The 17,065-nt window shown below is 71.9% G+C and carries 19 protein-coding genes; all 19 read left to right on the top strand.

Annotated elements, in window-relative coordinates; all coding sequences use genetic code 11:
- The first annotated feature begins 48 nt into the window (after positions 1 to 48).
- A complete protein-coding gene (locus tag ACIF6L_RS34775; RefSeq protein WP_396491571.1) occupies positions 49 to 816 on the top strand; it encodes a hypothetical protein in 768 nt (255 codons plus the stop codon).
- A gap of 103 nt (positions 817 to 919) precedes the next feature.
- Positions 920 to 1,660, top strand: a complete 741-nt coding sequence (locus ACIF6L_RS34770) for a hypothetical protein (RefSeq protein WP_396491572.1) — start codon at positions 920 to 922, stop codon at positions 1,658 to 1,660.
- 18 nt (positions 1,661 to 1,678) lie between these two features.
- Entirely contained in the window at positions 1,679 to 2,737 is a 1,059-nt protein-coding gene (locus tag ACIF6L_RS34765) for a major capsid protein (RefSeq protein ID WP_396491573.1), read from the top strand.
- Positions 2,738 to 2,739: 2 nt separating this feature from the next.
- Positions 2,740 to 3,132 carry a hypothetical protein gene (locus ACIF6L_RS34760; RefSeq protein WP_396491574.1) on the top strand — a complete coding sequence of 131 codons (393 nt, stop codon included), beginning with the start codon at positions 2,740 to 2,742 and terminating at the stop codon, positions 3,130 to 3,132.
- Positions 3,133 to 3,208: 76 nt separating this feature from the next.
- Positions 3,209 to 3,544, top strand: coding sequence for a hypothetical protein (locus tag ACIF6L_RS34755; protein ID WP_396491575.1), 336 nt, complete (start codon positions 3,209 to 3,211; stop codon positions 3,542 to 3,544).
- The gene (locus ACIF6L_RS34750) at positions 3,541 to 4,398 is read left to right on the top strand and encodes a hypothetical protein (protein ID WP_396491576.1); all 858 of its coding nucleotides are present in this window, start codon (positions 3,541 to 3,543) and stop codon (positions 4,396 to 4,398) included. Before ACIF6L_RS34755 ends, ACIF6L_RS34750 begins: the two co-directional genes overlap by 4 nt.
- Positions 4,395 to 5,135 (top strand): spherulation-specific family 4 protein, encoded by a 741-nt coding sequence (locus tag ACIF6L_RS34745; protein WP_396491577.1) that lies wholly within the window; start codon positions 4,395 to 4,397, stop codon positions 5,133 to 5,135. Before ACIF6L_RS34750 ends, ACIF6L_RS34745 begins: the two co-directional genes overlap by 4 nt.
- Positions 5,136 to 5,212: 77 nt before the next feature.
- Positions 5,213 to 5,593, top strand: a complete 381-nt coding sequence (locus ACIF6L_RS34740) for a hypothetical protein (protein WP_396491578.1) — start codon at positions 5,213 to 5,215, stop codon at positions 5,591 to 5,593.
- Positions 5,593 to 6,033 (top strand): DUF6093 family protein, encoded by a 441-nt coding sequence (locus ACIF6L_RS34735; protein ID WP_396491579.1) that lies wholly within the window; start codon positions 5,593 to 5,595, stop codon positions 6,031 to 6,033. Before ACIF6L_RS34740 ends, ACIF6L_RS34735 begins: the two co-directional genes overlap by 1 nt.
- Positions 6,030 to 6,434: an HK97 gp10 family phage protein gene (locus ACIF6L_RS34730; protein ID WP_396491580.1), complete on the top strand. Its 405-nt coding sequence runs from the start codon at positions 6,030 to 6,032 to the stop codon at positions 6,432 to 6,434. The genes ACIF6L_RS34735 and ACIF6L_RS34730 overlap by 4 nt, the downstream gene beginning before the upstream one ends.
- A gap of 109 nt (positions 6,435 to 6,543) precedes the next feature.
- A complete protein-coding gene (locus ACIF6L_RS34725; RefSeq protein ID WP_396491581.1) occupies positions 6,544 to 6,990 on the top strand; it encodes a hypothetical protein in 447 nt (148 codons plus the stop codon).
- Positions 6,991 to 7,122: 132 nt separating this feature from the next.
- Positions 7,123 to 7,626 (top strand): hypothetical protein, encoded by a 504-nt coding sequence (locus ACIF6L_RS34720; RefSeq protein WP_396491582.1) that lies wholly within the window; start codon positions 7,123 to 7,125, stop codon positions 7,624 to 7,626.
- Positions 7,627 to 7,729: 103 nt separating this feature from the next.
- A complete protein-coding gene (locus ACIF6L_RS34715; protein WP_396491583.1) occupies positions 7,730 to 8,308 on the top strand; it encodes a hypothetical protein in 579 nt (192 codons plus the stop codon).
- Positions 8,309 to 8,451: 143 nt separating this feature from the next.
- Positions 8,452 to 8,688, top strand: a complete 237-nt coding sequence (locus ACIF6L_RS34710) for a hypothetical protein (protein ID WP_396491584.1) — start codon at positions 8,452 to 8,454, stop codon at positions 8,686 to 8,688.
- A gap of 38 nt (positions 8,689 to 8,726) precedes the next feature.
- A complete protein-coding gene (locus tag ACIF6L_RS34705) occupies positions 8,727 to 13,232 on the top strand; it encodes a phage tail tape measure protein (RefSeq protein ID WP_396491585.1) in 4,506 nt (1,501 codons plus the stop codon).
- Positions 13,229 to 14,137: a hypothetical protein gene (locus ACIF6L_RS34700; RefSeq protein ID WP_396491586.1), complete on the top strand. Its 909-nt coding sequence runs from the start codon at positions 13,229 to 13,231 to the stop codon at positions 14,135 to 14,137. The genes ACIF6L_RS34705 and ACIF6L_RS34700 overlap by 4 nt, the downstream gene beginning before the upstream one ends.
- Entirely contained in the window at positions 14,137 to 15,063 is a 927-nt protein-coding gene (locus ACIF6L_RS34695; RefSeq protein WP_396491587.1) for a hypothetical protein, read from the top strand. The genes ACIF6L_RS34700 and ACIF6L_RS34695 overlap by 1 nt, the downstream gene beginning before the upstream one ends.
- Entirely contained in the window at positions 15,060 to 16,160 is a 1,101-nt protein-coding gene (locus ACIF6L_RS34690; RefSeq protein WP_396491588.1) for a hypothetical protein, read from the top strand. The genes ACIF6L_RS34695 and ACIF6L_RS34690 overlap by 4 nt, the downstream gene beginning before the upstream one ends.
- Positions 16,153 to 16,893, top strand: coding sequence for a hypothetical protein (locus ACIF6L_RS34685; protein WP_396491589.1), 741 nt, complete (start codon positions 16,153 to 16,155; stop codon positions 16,891 to 16,893). The genes ACIF6L_RS34690 and ACIF6L_RS34685 overlap by 8 nt, the downstream gene beginning before the upstream one ends.
- Positions 16,894 to 17,065: the final 172 nt, after the last annotated feature.

Genomic DNA, 17,065 nt, shown 5'->3' with positions numbered 1-17,065 from the left:
CCCCTACACTCGATAGTGGCGCGGGGGCGTTCACGGTGGAGGACATCCATGCGCCGTGCCGTCATGCGCCGCCAGCTCCTGGCGGCGGCCACCCTGTACAACACCCCGCCGGTGCCGACCCCGGGACCCGCACCCACCGGTGGCGGCGCGCCGACTCCGACTCCGCCGGCCCCGACTCCGACGCCGCCCGGGCCCGTACCCGTGCCGGGGGACCCGGCGAACCCGGGGGAGCAGGTGCTTCAGGTCCCGCAGCGCTGGCTGAACCAGGCGATGGCGAAGGAGAAGAAGCAGGGGGCGACGGCCACGCTTCGCGACCTCGCCACGGCCGCCGGCCTCGACCCCGAGACCACAACCGACGAAGTCCTGAAGGCGCTGCTCACCGACGCCAAGGCCACGCGCGACGCCGCACTGACCGAGGAACAGCGGCGCGCCGCCGACCTGGAGGCGCGGGAAGCCGCCGTCGCGGCGAAGGAAGCCGCCGCGACGACGGCCGCCACCACCGCGCAGAAGCTCCTCCGGGACGCCAAGCAGCAGGCGATCCTGGCGCAGCTCGGCGTGCCCGCCGCCGACCTGGACGTCGCCCAGGCGTTCCTCACCCGAGAGCTGGCCGACGACGCCGACGACGCCACGGTCCTGGCCGCCGCCGAGGCGCTGAAGACCGCCCGCCCGGTGCTCTTCACCGGGGCCAAGGCCGCGCCGGGCACACCGCCCGCGCCCGGCGGAGCGCCGGCCGGCGGGCCGCCCGCCCGAACCCCCCAGTCCGGAAAGCCCGGCGACCACGGCCGGGCCCGGGCCGCGGCCATGGGCCTCACCTGACCCTCGCGCAGTACCCAGGGACCACGCCCTTCCCTCCCGTGGACGGCACCATCCGGTGCCCCGACCACCCCGCAGGCACCCAGCCCAGGGAGGGAGATCCGGCATGGTCATGCCGCCGATCACCACCACCACGACGTCCACCGCCAACCGGCTGTGGCTCGCGTCGCCGCACGGTACCGAGACCAACCAGACCATCACCCTGGACGTCGCGAAGTTCGCCCAGGGCACCCACTGGACGCCGGGCACGGGCCTGGCGCAGCCCCTCAGCCTCATCAAGTCCGGCATCCCGCTCGGGCGCCTCACCGAATCCGGGCTCTACGCCCCGTACACGGGGCCGAGCAGCGAGACCCAGACCGTCACCATCACCGGCGGCCCGACCGGCGGCACCTTCACCCTGACGTTCGCCGGCCAGTCGACCGCCGCGATCGCGTACAACGCGACCGCCGCGGCGGTGAAGGCCGCGCTGGAGGCGCTCAACAACATCGCCGCCGGCGACATCACCGTGACCGGAAATGCCGGCGGCCCCTACACCGTCGCGTTCGCGGGCAACTTCGCCGGCGACAACGTCGCCCAGATGACGGCCAACGCCGCAGGCCTGACCGGCGGCACCACCCCAGCCGTCAACGTCACCACCCCGATCGGCGGCGGCACCCCCGGCGCCACCGACGGCACCGAGGTCCTCGCCGGCTTCCTGGAGTTCGAGGTGCAGTTCGTCCCCGGCCAGCCGCGGGCCGTCGGCCCGATGCGAGTGCACGGCCTGATCAACCCCGCGAAGCTACCCGTCCCGTTCGTGCAGCCGCTGCCCGGCTACAGCACGGCCCAGATCATCTACGTCACCACCTGAGGGAGGGGCTGACCCACCATGCCCAACGAGATGCTGGAGAACCTCCTCCACGGAATCGACGCCACCGAGATCAACGCCTTCGCGAGGGCGGTCAAGACTCCGGCGGACTACGAGCTGACCAACACCGTCATGCCGGTGCGCACGATCAACAGCGTGAAGTGGAAGACTCGCCGTACCAGCCGCCGCGTCCTGCCCGCGAAGTACCGCGCGTTCGACGCGGCCGCGCCGATCGCGGCCCGCGAGATCACCCGGATCGAGACCGAGGGACAACTTCCCCCCCTGGGTCAGAAGTACATCGTCAGTGAACTCGAGACGATCCTGCTGAACACCTCGCGCGGCATGGACGAGGGCGACCTGGTCGACGAGATCTACCAGGACGCCGCCGCGCACGTCCTCGCCATCAAGTCCCGCGCGGAGATTGCCGCCGGTGACCTCCTCAACGACGGCAAGTTCACCCTCACTGGGGAGAACGGCATCACCGTCGAGGTCGACTTCCAGGTGCCGGCCGCGAACATGCCGGTGGCCCAGGTGCCCTGGACCGATCCGACCGCGAACATGCTCCGCGACGAGATGGCGTGGAAGGAGTACCTGCGGAGCATCGGCGCGCCGCTCCCGGACCGGGTGCTCACCTCGTACAAGGCGGCCGCCCTCATGGCCGGCAACGACTCCTACCGGGCCGCGTACTACAACGTGGCCGGCTCGATGCTGCCGACCGCCATGCTCGCCCCGGACCAGGTCAACGTCGTCCGGGCCCGCTACAACCTGCCGCCGATCACGATCTACGACCTGCAGCTCCCGTCGGAGGCGGGCGGCAACGCGCGCGTGCTGCCGGAGAACCTGTTCTGCATGCTGCCGCCCAACCCGAGGGAGTGGGCGGAGACCCAGTACGGGGTGACGGCCGAGGCGCTGGTGCTCTCCAGCGGCTCCAACCCGGCGATCCTCAAGGAGGAAGCCCCGGGCATCGTCATCACCCACGGGTTCACCGACGACCCGCCGACCGTCTACACCAAGGCCTCCGCCGTCGCGATGCCGGTGATGTACGTGCCGGACATCCACATCTCCGCGCGGGTGTGGTGACCATGGCTGAGCTGGGAAGCAGCGTGTTCGTGGTTGACCCGGACACCCACGAGACCGTTGTCCTGGCGGCCGGGAGCCAGCCGGAACCGCGACTCGCCCGCCTGGTCACCAACGCCTCCGCGTGGGTCGGCGGCAGGCTGCCGGACCTCGATCCCGTTGATCCGGGCGACGGGACCCCCGAAGGCGGCCCGACCGCGCTGGCCACCTCGGACGGCGAGATCGCCACCGAGATCGCCGCCCCGGTGCTCGACCAGGAGCTGGCCCCGGACGCCGAGGCCGTCCCGGTGCTCGACCAGGAGCCGGCCCCGGAGACCGAGGCCGTTCCGGTGCTCGACCAGGAGTCCGCCCCGGAGGCCAAGCCGGCCAGCCGGCGCGGCCGCAAGGGCGCCGAGTAGAACCCTCGTGGCCGGGCCGGGTCGTCCTCCCCGGCCCGGCCACGAGCCCCCACCCCTCACCAGGACGGGAGACCCCTTGGACACCGCCACCCGCGCCTGGCTACTCGCCGAACTCGGTACCGCCACCGACCCGGCCGACCTCGACGCCCGCTACGCTCGCCTGCGGTCCGCCCGCGCCGTCGCCCTCGAAGTCCTGCGCGAACGCCGACAGACCCTCCTGGCCCAGCCGCTCAAGGTCGCGCTGTCGGGAGTCGTCTCCATCGACAACTCCGCCAACGTCGCCGCGATCGAACGCCAGATCGCCAGCCTCGTCGACCCGGCCGCGCCGCCCGCTCCCGACGACCCGCAGCCGGCCGGCCCGGACGACGTCGGCCCGGGCATCCTCCAGCTGAACGCCCGGCCGCGCCGATGACCGACCCCACCACCTGGCGCGACCAGGAACTCCACCGGCTCATCGACACCACCGCGGCCGAGCTCACCGCAGCCTGGACGACGCTGACCACGGCACAACGGGCCGTTCTGGCCGCCGTCCGTTCCACCGCCGACACCCGCCGCCGCGCCGCCATGCTGCGCGCCGCCCTCACCCGCTTCAACACCGCTGTCGCCGCCTTCGACGCCGTTGCCATCAGCGTCGTGCAGCGGTGGTCGAGCACCGAACTGCCGATCGCCTACCGCCACGGCGCCGAAGCCGCCTTGCACAGCGCCCCCTGGCCCAACGCGCAGCCTCGTCCCGCGTTCGCCTGGACGCCCGGCCGCCAAGAGGAACTGCAACGCCTCTCCAACGGCGCGTACGAGGTGCTGGCGCGCCGGGTCACCGAGACCATCCGCCGCGCTCGCGCCTTCCACCGCGCTGTCGCTGAGACGATCCGCCGGCGCAACGCGGCCTCCCCCGCCGACCTCGCACGCCATCACCGACTGGACACCGTGGTCTACGCCGACAACACCCGGTACCCGGCCGCGGCCTGGGCCCGCAGCGCCATCGCCGCCCAGGCCGCCGCGGCCGCGAACATCGCCGCGCTGCGTACCGCGGTCGACGACCTCGCCACCGAGTGGGTGCAGGTCGTCGACGGTCCGGAGTGCGGATGGACCGGCCACAGCGATCCCGACCGGGCCAACGGCACGCTGCGCAACGTCGAGGACGCCGCCGTCCACCCGATCGCCCACCCCGGATGCATCCGGGCGCTGATCCCCAGACCCGACCTGGCCGGGCGAACCGACATCGAGGCCGGCCAGCCGGCCAGCGAAGAAGAGGAGGGGGCGGCATGACGCTCGCCACCATGGGGCTCGGCGTGCCCCTGTACCAGCATCCCGGAATCGACGCCGCGGCCTGGGACGCCCTGACCGTCACCGGCGCTCCGGTGCGCTGGGTCGTGCTCAACCAAGCCAGCGGCCCGGGCGCCAGCGAGGACGGGGTGCTGTACGACGCCGGTCGGTCGGTGCGCGCCGCAGGCGTACCGGTGCTGGGCTACGTCAACCACGGCTACGGCGCCGTGGTCGACTTCACCGTGTTCCAGCAGACCGACACCTGGGTCACGCGCGGGATCACCGACGGAATCTTCCTCGACCAGGTGTCCACGAAGTCCTCCGACGTCCAGGCCGTGGCCGTCACGATCCAGGGCCTGCGCAAGCGCGGAGCCAAGCAGGTCGTCCTGAACTGCGGCGCCGTGCCCGCCGACGAGCGCTTCTTCCAGATCGCCGACCAGGTCGTCACCTTCGAGGGGGACCTGGTCGCCTACCGGCAGGCCCTCGCCGCGCTGCCGGCCTGGGTGCGCGAGTGGAAGCCGGAGAAGCAGGTGCACCTCCTTCACGGCGTCACCACCTGGGCGGACGCCCGGGAGGCGGTCCTTCTGGCACGGGCCAACGGGTGCCACACCGTCTTCATGCACTCCACCCCGTACACCCCGGCCGGCAACCCGTGGGACGGCATACCCGCCTACTGGCAGGACCTCACCGACCTCGTCGCCTCCTTCCCCGCCCGCCCCGCTCCGGGGTGGCCGAAGTGACCTACGCCGACGGCGTGACGGTCTACCACAGTAGCCGCGCCCTCAACGCGGCTGCGGCCCACCTACCAGGAGGACCTGTGAGCAGCCTCAGCGATCCCGAGCAGCACCACGTCGTCATCACCAGCGATGGCCTCTCCGGGTCGTTCCACCTGAACGGCGCGGACATCAGCAAGTCCGTCCGCGGCTACGGGGTCCGTCACCTCGCCGGCGAGCCGGCGCAGGTCGTCATCTACCCCAAGGAGGGCATCGGCGTCGTCTTCGACGGCCTCGCCACGGTCACCGTCGCCGACGACCAGCCCCAGGACCAGGCGGACGCCGTGGCGGAGTTCCTGGCCGGTATCGACGCCGACCAGCTCGCAGCCGCCGTGTTCAAGCGCACCGACCTGGATGGCGGCCGCAACGAGCTGACCCGGGCCGCGCTGCGCCAACTCCTCGACTGGGCGAAGGGCAGGCCCTGATGGCGTCCCTGATCGACGTGTCCGGCCTCGCCGGCCTGGTCGAAGACCTGGTGATGGGCGACACGGTCCGTCTCACCCGGCCGGGGGCCGGTCGCGTCCTGAACGAGCAGACCGGTGAACTGGAGGACGTCCCCGGCACCGTCGTGTACGAGGGACCGGGCGCGGTAGTCGGGCCAGGGTCGCAGCCGATCGGCCGCGTCGTGCCCCTCGACCTCGTCGAGCACGTCAACGACCCCAAGTCCGGCTACCGGCTGCTCACCCCGCCGGCCGCACCGGTGGCGATGCGCGACGACATCCTCACCGTCGCAGCAGTGCACCCGAAGGGCGACCCGACACTCCTCACCCGGCGCTGGCGCGTCGCCCAGACCGGCCAGGGCAACACCCTCATCGCGGTGCGCGTCGCCTGGTGCGACGAGATCCAGAGCAAGGGCACACCGTGACCGGCCGCACCTTCACCGACCCGGCCGACCTGGCCGCGGCGTTCGACAAGGCCGCGGAACGGGTCGGTCCGGCCGTCACCTCGCTCGTACGCCACCAGGCCACCCTGCTGCGCCAGCAGATCCGCGCGAGGGCCTCGGGCAGACCCGGCCCCAACGTCATCACGGGTGGCTACCGTGACTCCTGGACCATCGAAGCCGGGGCCGCCGGAGAGCTGGCGGAAGCCGCCGTCGGCACGCGCAAGCCCTACGGGCGCCGGCTGGAGTTCGGCTTCAGCGGCGTTGACTCGCTCGGCCGCCGCTACAACCAGCCGCCGTTTCCGCACGTGGGCCCGGCCCTCGACACCTTCGGCCAGCAGGTCGACGAACAGCTGCGCACCGTCCCCGAACAGGTGATCATGTGACGGCCGGCCACGTCCCACTGATCCCCGGAGCCGGAGCCGACGAGGCCGTCAACGGGCTGATTGTCCACCGCGCCCGCGCTGGTCGAGCGTCGGACGAGGGAGGCGGGCCGTGATCGCCCGCCGCCCTGTCACCAAGGCCGTCGCGAAGCTGCTCACCGAGGCCGTCGGCCGCCCCTGTGGCCCCGGCGTCCTGCCTCGGACCGGTACCGGGCCGGTTCCGCCGCCGTACACCGTCCTGCACCCGGCGGGGTGGACCGTCCAGGGCGCACCGATGAGCGATCTCTCCGAGGACGCCAGTGCCGTCTACCAGGTCGTGTGCGTGGCGGAGAGCACCGATCAGGCGGAGTGGCTGGCCGACCGTGCCCGCGCGGGTGTGCTGGAACGCGACCCGTCGACCGGCCTGTGGCGCTATCCGCTCGACCTGCCGGCCGGCGTGATCTGTCGGGGACGGTCGCTGGACGTCGACGTAGGGACGGACCCGGTCCCGGGCGACGGTATCGTGGACTACATGATCAGGTTCCGGTTCGATCTGACGACCCGGACCATGCAGCTCTGACGCTGCTGCACGACCCGCACCGCGGCGGCCCGAACGCGGACGCTACCCCCTTGCCGGGTGGCCACCCCTCACCGTCCACAGGGGCAGGGCCGCGTTCGTCGGGCTGACCCCAAGGAACCTCTGGGGTCCACCATGCCCACCACCATTCCGGCACCGGTCCCGGTCGAGAAGTTCTCCCGGCGCGGGACGTCCGTCTTCCTTTTCCTTCCCACCATCGTCGCCACCACCATGGTGCCCACCCGGCCCGAGCTGGTGGCCGGCACGAACCTCTCCGCCGCCATCAGCGAGATGGACGGCTGGACGACGGAGAACCAGGCGATCGAGACGCCCGACATGTCGGACGACTACGACAGCTCGATCCCCGGTAGCGACAAGGCCGCGGACTCCTCTTTCACCTTCTACGAGGACAACACCACCTCCGTTCTCGAGGAACTCCTGAAGAAGGGGACCGTCGGGTACGTCGTCATCCTGCGCAAGGGCGACATCCCGACCAACAAGTCGATGGACATCTTCAAGGTCCGCGTCGGGTCGCAGTCGCCGGCGTTCTCCGCCGACAACGAGGCCGCGAAGTTCACCGTCAACTTCAGCATCACCCAGCGCCCGGTCCAGGGCGCAGCCGTGCCCGCCGCCTCCTGACCGGCCCTCACGCTCCCGGCCGGGCGCCCTCGCACGCACGAGGGGACGTGCGAGAGGCCCGGCCGGGCTCCCCTTCCCCTCACCGCATTTCCGGAGGACTCCGATGCCCAAGACCACTACTGCGACCGCTGAGACGGCCCTTCCCGAGCCGCCGGCCGCGGCCGTCGCCGCGGACGCCCACTGGGCCGCGAAGCTGGAGCGCCTGCGCAACCGGCCGCTCGCCACCGCGGTGCTGCGGCTGTGGGACGACGTCGCGCTGAAGACGGCGTTCAACGCGATCGAGGAGCGGGCCGCGCGCGCCGCGCTGATGGCCGCGGCCACGCCCGAGGACGAGTCCCGCCGGATCGTCGCCGAGGCGGCGGCCGCCGAACTGGCGGACGCGAAGGCCGGCGCCGACCAGGTGGCCACGACGCTCACGTTCCGGGCCCTGCCGGGCAGCGCCTACCCGGACCTGGTCAGGGCTCACCCGCCGACGCCCGAGCAGGTCGAGGAGGACCCGGAGGTGTCGTGGAACGTCGACACGTTCCCCGCCGCCCTGATCGCCGCCTCCAACACCGACGGCATCGACGAGGAGCTGGCCGCCGAGTTCATGCGCTCCTGGGGGCACGCGGACCGCGTGGACCTGTTCCAGGCGGCGCTGTCCGTGCAGAGCCAGAGCCGGGGTGACCTGGGAAAAGGCTGAGGGCTGATGCGCGGCTGCGCGCCGAACTGGAGCTGTGCGACCGCTGGGGCATCCCGCACTCGCAGTTCCTCGGGGGCGAGCCGGGCCGGTGGACGCCGGCCGACCGGGCCAAGGCCCTCGCCTACGCCGAGTTCGCCCGCCTCGTGTGCCCGCAGTGCGGCACCCGGGAGGAGGAGTGGCAGCCCGAGGCCGGCGGAGACCGGCACGCCTACGTGGTCACCACGAACCGGTGCTTCGGCTGCCAGCTCCTGGAGCGCCACCGCGAAGGCCTGCCGGAGGGCCCGGCCGGTGCCGGCCTGAAGCTCGGCCTGGTCGACGCCGAGCAGCACGCCCTCTACCAGCACTTCCGCGAGCAGCAACGCCAGCACAGCAGTACCTGACGACAAGTCCGGGCCGCAGCCCGGGGAGAGGTGGCCCGGTGGGCGCGGAGTGGACCCTGCTCCTGCGGCTGCGCGGCGACGGCCGGGACCTGGCCAACGTCTTGCAGCAGGCAGGGCAGTCCGCGCGCGCCCTCGGCCGCGACACCACCACCTCCCAGCGCGGCGTGCGCGCGCTCGGCGACGAATCCCAGTGGGCGTCCCGCCGTGTGCGTGACCTCGGCACCGACGCCCAGTTCGCCGGCCGCGAGCAGCGCCAGAGCGGCACCTACGCCCGCCAGGCGGGCCGGGACCTGCGCACGCTCGGCACCGACGCCCAGCGTTCCGGCGCGCAGCAGCGTGAAGCCGGCCAGGCCGCCGGCGCGGCCGCCGCCAACCTGCGCGAGACGGCCTCCGCCGGCCAGCTCGCCGCCCGCTCCCAGCGCGGCGTCGCCACCAGCTCGCAGGCAGCGTCCACCGAGCTGCGCGGCCTGGTGCGGGACCTGCGTGCCACCGCGCGGGAGGTTCGCGGGCTCGGGTCGGCGGCGGACTCCTCGGTTGGGGGCCTTCGCCGGATCGGCGACGCCGGCGACGAGCACCTGGGGCGGGTCGACCGGATCGCGCAGAGCGTCAAGTCGCACCTGATGTCGATGGGTGCCATGCTCGCCGGCGGCTCCGTGGTGCTCGGCCTGCACGACCTGGTCGAGCAGGGCAACGACTACCAGAAGGGGCTCAACGCCTTCGGGGCGGTCACCAGCGCGAACGCGTTGCAGATGCGGCGCGCGTCGGCGACCGCGTTGCAGCTCGGCGCCGACTTGAAGCTGCCCCAGTCCACCGCCGCCGACGCCGCCGAGGCGATGACCGAGCTGGCGAAGGCCGGGTTCCGCACTGAGCAGGGCATCGAGGCCTCGCGCGCGGCTCTCACGCTCGCGTCGGCCGCGAACCTGAACGCCGCCGACACGGCCAAGTACCTCGGCGACATGATGGACCAGTTCGGTCTCGGCGCTGACCAGGCGAGCCGGGCGGCCGACATCCTCGCCGCGACCGCGAACAACGCGTCCGGTGACATTGTCGACATTTACTACAGCATGAAGTACGCCGGGCCGGTCGCCCACAGCCTCGGCATCGGCATGGAGGAGGCCGCGGCCGCCGTCGGCATGCTGGGCAAGGCCGGCATCCTCGGCTCCACCGCCGGAACCGCGCTGCGCGGCATCCTCGTCAACCTGGCCAAGCCGAGCAAGGCGGCGGCGGCCGGGCTCAAGGAGCTCGGGATCGACGCGTGGGACGCGGAGGGCAACTTCCGGGGCCTGCGCTACGTCATTGAGCAGCTCCAGAAGTCCGCCCACACCCTCTCCGAGAAGGACTTCACGTCCGCCGCCGCGGCCGCGTTCGGGAAGCCGGCGCTCGGCGGAGCGATGGCACTGGCTCATCAGGGCCTGGACAGCTTCGACGCCCTGAACGCGGCGGTCCGTGAGAGCGGTGCGGCCGCGCAGATCGCCGAAGCAAAGGGTCTGGGCCTCGCGGGCGCCATGACCCAGTTGAAGACACAGGTCCGCCAGACCGGGATCGAGCTGTACACCGAGATGTCGCCCGGCCTGGAATGGGTCACCCGCGGCATGACCCGGATGCTGGCCGAGGGCACGCCCGCCCTTCGCGGCGTCATCGCCTACGGGCACGACCTGACCACCCTGTACGGGCCGGAGATGGCAGCGAAGACCCGCTCGGGCCTCGGACAGGTCGGCACCTACCTGCGCGACCTCGCCGGGCCACTGAAGGACGCCGCCTGGGATATCGCCGCCACCGGCCTGCGCGGCCTCTACATCGTGGGCCGCACCGTCGTGGACGTCCTGCGCAACCTCGCACGCGGGGCCGAGCCGGTCGTCCGCGCACTCGGCTCGTTCAACCGCGAGGGCGGCGACTCCGTCGGCGTGCTCGAACTCGTCGCCACCGGCATGGACGTCGCCGGCCGCGCGATCGTCCTGGTCTCCTCGGCCCTTGTTCCGATCGGCCGGGTCCTGGGCAACATCATCACCCTGTTCGCCGAGCTTCCCGCCCCGGTCCAGATGGCGATCGCCGCGATGCTGCTGGCCCGCCGGGTCAGCCCCGTCATGGAAGGCGTCGCCGGCACGGTCGGCGGCCGCGTCACCGGAGCCTGGCGAGGCCTCAACGAGCAGATGGTGGTGCAGCGCAGCCTGGCCGAGGCCTCCGGGGTGAGCATCGGCCGGATGGGCGCCGCCTTCGCCGTCCTGGAGACCAGGGTGCCGATCATCGGCGCGATGTCCGCCTCATTCCGTAGCGCGCAGGAACGCGTCGGTGGCTTCGCCGGCGGCGTGGCCGGCGCGGCCACCGCGCTCGGCACCGGCCTGCGGGGCGCCATGTCGGGGCTGATGGGCTTCATGGGCGGCCCGTGGGGCCTGGCCATGCTCGGCGTCAGCCTGGGCCTCGGCATCCTGGCGCAGCGCCAGCAGCAAGCCGCCCAGGCTGCCCAGGAACACCAGCAACGCGTCAAGACACTCACCTCCGCGCTCAAGGAGAGCGGCGGCGTCATCAACGACAACGTCCGCGCCCAGGCCGTCCAGGTCCTCATGGACACCAACGTGAAGGAGACCAAGGACAAGCTGGTCAAGACCTTGGAGAAGGCCGGCGTCACCACCCGCCAGCTCACCGACGCCTACCTCGGGCAGGGCAGTTCCCTGGACCAGCTCGAATCCCAGCTGCGGACGAGCGCCGAGGCGAACGTTGAGTGGGTGGCCACCAGCTCCGGCGCGGTGAAGAGCTACACCGACACCGGCCTCAAGGCCAAGCACGCCGCCGACGCGCTGCACGGCATGAAGGGCGAGCTCCAGGACAGTATCGACAACGTCAAGCGCATGGCCGAGGCGCAGCGCGGTGCCGGCGACGGGACAAGCGCGTTCGACAAGCTGAAGACCGCGGTCAAGGGCCTCAGCGACACGACCGGGGACGCCGACCAGCGCACGCGCAGCCTCAAGGAAGCGCTGGACTTGCTCAACGGCGGCACCGTCAGCATGCAGGCCGCCGAGGCCCGGCTGAACAGCGCGATCCTCGCCGGCAACGACGCGATCAAGGACGGCGTCAACGCGGCCGAGGGCTGGGGCAAGGCGCTGGTGCAGGCCTCGGGCGCGGTGGACACCACCAGCCGCAACGGCCAGACCCTGTACAACAACCTGAACGGCCTGGTGGACGCCACAGCGGCCGCGTCGATCCAGGCCTACGGCCTGGCCAAGGCGCACGGGCAGAACGTCACCTCCTCGATCCAGGCCGCAGCGGACCAGATGGCCAAGGGCCGCTCGGCCGCCATCGACCTCGCACAGTCCTACGGCCTCACGAAGGACGAAGCCGAGAAGGTCGCCGACAGCCTGGGCCTGATCCCGGGCCAGGTCGGCATCCTGCTCAAGACCGAGGGCGTCGACAGCACCCTGGCGGACCTGCTCGCCGTGCAGACCCAGGTGAAGGCCCAGCCCAAGGCAGTCGAGATCAAGGTCGAGGCGCTCTCCGACCAGGCACAGATCATGCTCCGCTCGCTCGGGCTGACGGTGGAGACCATCCCCGGCACCCGCGAGGTGAGGATCAGCGCGCTGACCGACGCGGCGCGGGCGAACCTGGACCAGTTGATCAAGACCCAGTCGGGTATCGCCGACAAGACGATCACCATGTCCGCGGAGACCCGTTCCGCGATCTCCGGCCTGACCGACGTGCAGCGGGAGATCCGCAACACCCAGGACAAGACCGTCACCATCCACGCCCTCACCGCCGAGGCGCAGCAGGCGCTGAAGGACCTCGGGTTCAAGGTCGAGACGCTGCCCGGCGGTGACGTCAAGGTCACCGCGAACACCAGCTCGGCGCAGGCCGGCATCGACAAGATCCAGGGCGCCCTCAACGCCCTGCGGGACAAGACCGTGCACGTCAACGTCGAAGAGGTGCCCGTCGCGGGCACCCGCGGGCGGATGACCTACGGGAACCGGGAGATCGAGGCCGACGGCGGGATCCGCTCCGCGTTCGCCGACGGAGGCATCCGGACGAAGGCCTTCGCGGCCGGCGGCCTCAACGGGCGCCAGCTCGCCAAGGGCGCCCGCCGGGAGCAGCACATCGCGCAGATCGCCCGACCGGGTGAGTGGCGGGTGTGGGCGGAGGACGAGAGCGGCGGCGAGGCCTACATCCCCATGGCCATGGCCAAGCGGGCCCGGTCGGAGAAGATCCTGAACGAGGTCGCGCAGCGCTTCGGCGGCCAGGTCGTCTACGGCCTCGGGGGCGCCCGTCCGCAGGCCTTCGCCGATGGCGGCCTCACCCCCGCGGCGCCGCCGCGCGCCTACGCCTCCGCCCGGTCCGGCCTGCCGCAGATCCCCGCGCCGACCGCCGCCAAGCTCGTCGCCGGCCGCCCGCAGACCACCACCACCGTGGTCGTCGTCCGCGACCAGGCCGAAGGACAGCCGCTGATCGGCCAGCAGACCATCAACATCCAGCGGCCCGGCGCCACCGAGCAGCAGATCAGTTCGGCCGTCGCCTACCAGGTTCGCAAGGCCCAGCGCGGAGGGGTGCCCCGGCGATGACCGACCTGATCGACTGGCAGCACGACCTCGCCGGTGTCCGCATCGGCGCCGGCACGAACGTCGTCATCCGCGACATCCAGGGGATCGGACAGCCGGAGAAGCGCAGCAACGACGTCGAACCCGCCCGGGAGGACGGCCTGCGGCCGGCCGCGGACTACTACGGCGGTCGCCTGGTGCGCATCGACTGCGCGGTCCGCTGCCCCGGCGACCCAGGAGCCGCGCTCGACATCCTCGCCGCGCTGGTCGAGCACGCCGACCCCGACGGCGTGCGCCTGGCGGCGGGGGAGACCGTGCAGTTGCGGATGAAGTACCCGGGCCGGCCGGTGCGGATGCTGCGCGGCCGACTGCGCAAGGCCGAGGAGACCCAGGAGCAGCTGAAGCACGGGTGGCTACCCATCGACATCGAGTTCCTCGCCACCGACCCGCTGTTCTACACCGACCAGCCGCTGCAGCAGAGCATCCTGCCCAGCGCGGTCAGCCGGGGCGGATTCGAAGCACCGGCCATCGCCCCGGTGGTAACTGCCCAGGTACCGACCGGGCAGCTCCCGGGCGTACTCGACAACGCTGGCACGGCGCCCACGTGGCCGGTGCTGCGTATCAACGGGCCGTGCGTGAACCCGGTGATCACCCACGTGGAGAGCGACCGCAGCCTGGCGTTGACGGTGGCGCTGCTGGCCGGGCAGTGGGTCGAGATCGACACCCGCCCGGGCTGGCGCACCGTGCTGCGCGACAACGGCGCGAGCGTGGCGACCCTGCTGCGCTGGGGCGACCGCATCGACGAATTCGTGATCCCACCCGGCCGCAGCCGGCTCAGGTTCGAAGCCACGGACCCGACGACGACCGCGGTACTCACGGCCACCTGGTGGCCGGCCTGGAAGACCTTGAAGAAGCAGGAGCCGCTCTGATGCTGGCCAAGACTCCACTGATGATCAACGGGGCGAGCCACCCCGCCCAGTCGTTCCGGCTGATGATCCGCGACCTCGCCCAAGGCGCCGAGGGCGTTACGAGCGGCGGCGACCTGAAGGTCCGCGCGCTCACCGTGCCCGGCTCGAAGGTGCAGGTCGGAGACGGCTCCGGCATCGCCAAGGGCCGCATGGACCCCTGGCAGGGGCACTACAGCTTCTACAACATCGGCACGTTCAACGTCGACATCGCCCCCACCGGCTCCTCGCCCCGATCCGACATGGTGTGCGTGCGCATCCTCGACCCCGAGTACGAGGGCGGCCGCGACCCCATGAACGACGCCACGGTGGAGTTCGCCGTCGCCCCCAACGTCGGCGACAGCGCGACGATGCCGCCCGCCGGCTGGACCGGGATCCCCCTGGCCCGGGTGGACATGCCCCCCGGCACGTCGGTGATCACCGCCGACATGGTCAAGGACCTGCGGTTCATGGCCAACCCGCGCCGGGACCGCCGCGTCTTCCCCAAGATCGGAGCGCCCTACGACCCGATCGCCTACACGGACGACACGTGGCAGGACTGGCCCAGCGCCGCGATCTGGCAGCTCACGATCCCCCCATGGGCCGTCAAGGCCATCGTGCGCACCAACCTCTCCGGGCTGCGAGTGTCCGGCGGATCCGTGTTCGCCGACCTGCGCCACCTTCTCGCCAGCACCGCCGGCGCCGACAGCCAGATCGACGACGACGGCGGCACCGGCTTCCGGCGGATGAACCACGAGATCGGCGACGAACTCGTGATCCCCGAGGAACTACGCGGCACCACCCAGACCCTCAAGATCCAGACCCGGGTCCACAACGACCCCGGCACGCTCGACACCAACAGCGCCACCCGGCTCTTCCTCGACGTCGAGTGGCAGGAGGGCCTGCTGTGAACCCCGGCGCGGCCCTGTGGCGGTACGTCCTGGCCGACATCCTCACCGACGAGGTGCTGCACCCCGCACTGCCCCTTCAGGAAGTGGAGTTCGGCCCGGCCCTCAACGGCCCCGGCTCGTTCCGGGCCGAGCTGAAGCCCCGGTTCGTCAAGGCCAACCCCACCCTGCTGTCGAACGGACCGACCGCGCTCTACGCCGTCCGGGACACCCAGATCCGCGACGGATACATGATCTGGCGTGCCGCTCCCGAAGGCGAGGTCTACCAGATCGAGGGCGCCGGCTGGCCCAGCTACCTGCAGTACCGCCACGACACCCACGGCGAGCTCAACGGCCGCGGCCCCTACGTCAACGCCGACCCCTGCCGCATCATCCGCGACGTCTGGGACTACGCCAGAGAAGCGGCCGACGGCGACATCCGCGTCCTCGTCGACGAGGCATCCAGCCCGGCACGGGTCGGCACCAACGAACAGCCCATCACCTACCCCTCGTGGAGCGCTCCGCGTCTCGGCGACATCATCGACACCCACGTCCAGACCGCCGACCACCCCGAGTACACCCACACCGTCGACACCGACTCGGCCGGCCGGCCGGTGCGCCGGATCCCCCTCGCCTACCCGCGGCTCGGCCGCCGCCGCACCGACATCACCTTCGCCACCGGCGTCAACATCATCCAGGCGCCCCCGGTCGTCTACGACTACGAGCGGTACGCCAACGCCGTCATCGGCCTCGGAGCCGGTGAAGGCGTGAGCGCCATCCGATCAGACGACTCCGTCCGTGACGGCCGGCTGCGCCTGGAAGGCGTCCTGTCCCGCACCGACATCGCCGACCAGTCGCTGCTCAACTCCCTCACCCGGGCCACCCGCACAGCACGCCAGCAACTCGGCGCCGTCGAACAGATCGTCGTGCGCGACCACAAGGCCGCACCCGCACTGAGCTGGCAGGTCGGCGACGACGTACGGGTCACCGTCCACGACACCTGGACCGACCTGGACACGTGGATGCGCATCACCGGCTGGACCTGCCGCCCGGCCACCGACACCTTCGTCATCGACCTGGAGCCCTCCGGGTCCTTCACCTACGGGAGCACCGTTGGCTAGCACCGACAACCTCGGCCGCCGCATCGCCGTCATCGAGCAGCGCATCGACCGGCTGGAACGCGCCCCCCGCGGGTTCGCCGGTCGTACCGCCTTCTCGCTGGAGGCGACCGGAGCCGGCGGCCTCAACGGCGCGGCCACCCTCACCGGGACGGCCGGAATCGACGACCGCGAGGGCAGCATCCAGTTCCGCATCAGGAGCAAGGACAACCCGGCCGCCGACGCCATGCTGGAGCTGAGCCCCACCTCCTTCACGCTCACCCTCGCGGACGACTCCCGGCTGATCTACGACACCGTCGGCGGCGTGTACATCAACAGCGCCGTCAAGGTCCAGGGCGGCGACCTGACGGTGGGCCCCTCGGCGAACCTGGCCCTCGGGGCGCACTCGCGCATCACCACCTACGAGACCTGGGAAGACATCACGTTCGCCACTGGCTTCGGCAACCTCGGCGACGGCACCCCCGGCAGCTGGCGGACGGTCCAGGTCCGCAAGCAGGCCGACGGCACCGTGGCCATGCGCGGCATCGCCACGGTGCCCAGCGACTTCATCTCCGGCACCATCGGCCAACTCCCCGACGGCTACGCCCCGCAGGTCCCTGAGCCCTTCCCCGTCTCCTCCGGCGACGGCGGCGTGAACGCCTTCATCCACCCCGACGGCCGGATCGAACTCATCTCCAAGGCCCCCATCGCCGACGGCTTCGTCAGCTTCTCCCGCTGCGTCTGGGACCTCGACTGACCGCCCACCGGGGAGCGGCCGCCGGCCAGGACCAGGGCACTCCCCACCCGCCCTATCATTGATCAAGCACGGGCGACCCTCCGCCCGCCGCCGCGCACCGCTCCCGAGGGACGTTCGGGCACCCCACCCCGGGCCACCATCCGGTACGTCCACCACGGACACGGGAGCAGCG

It is taken from the genome of Kitasatospora sp. NPDC086009 (assembly GCF_044540385.1).
Taxonomy (GTDB): domain Bacteria; phylum Actinomycetota; class Actinomycetes; order Streptomycetales; family Streptomycetaceae; genus Kitasatospora.
This window is presented reverse-complemented; position numbering and strand designations above follow the sequence as displayed.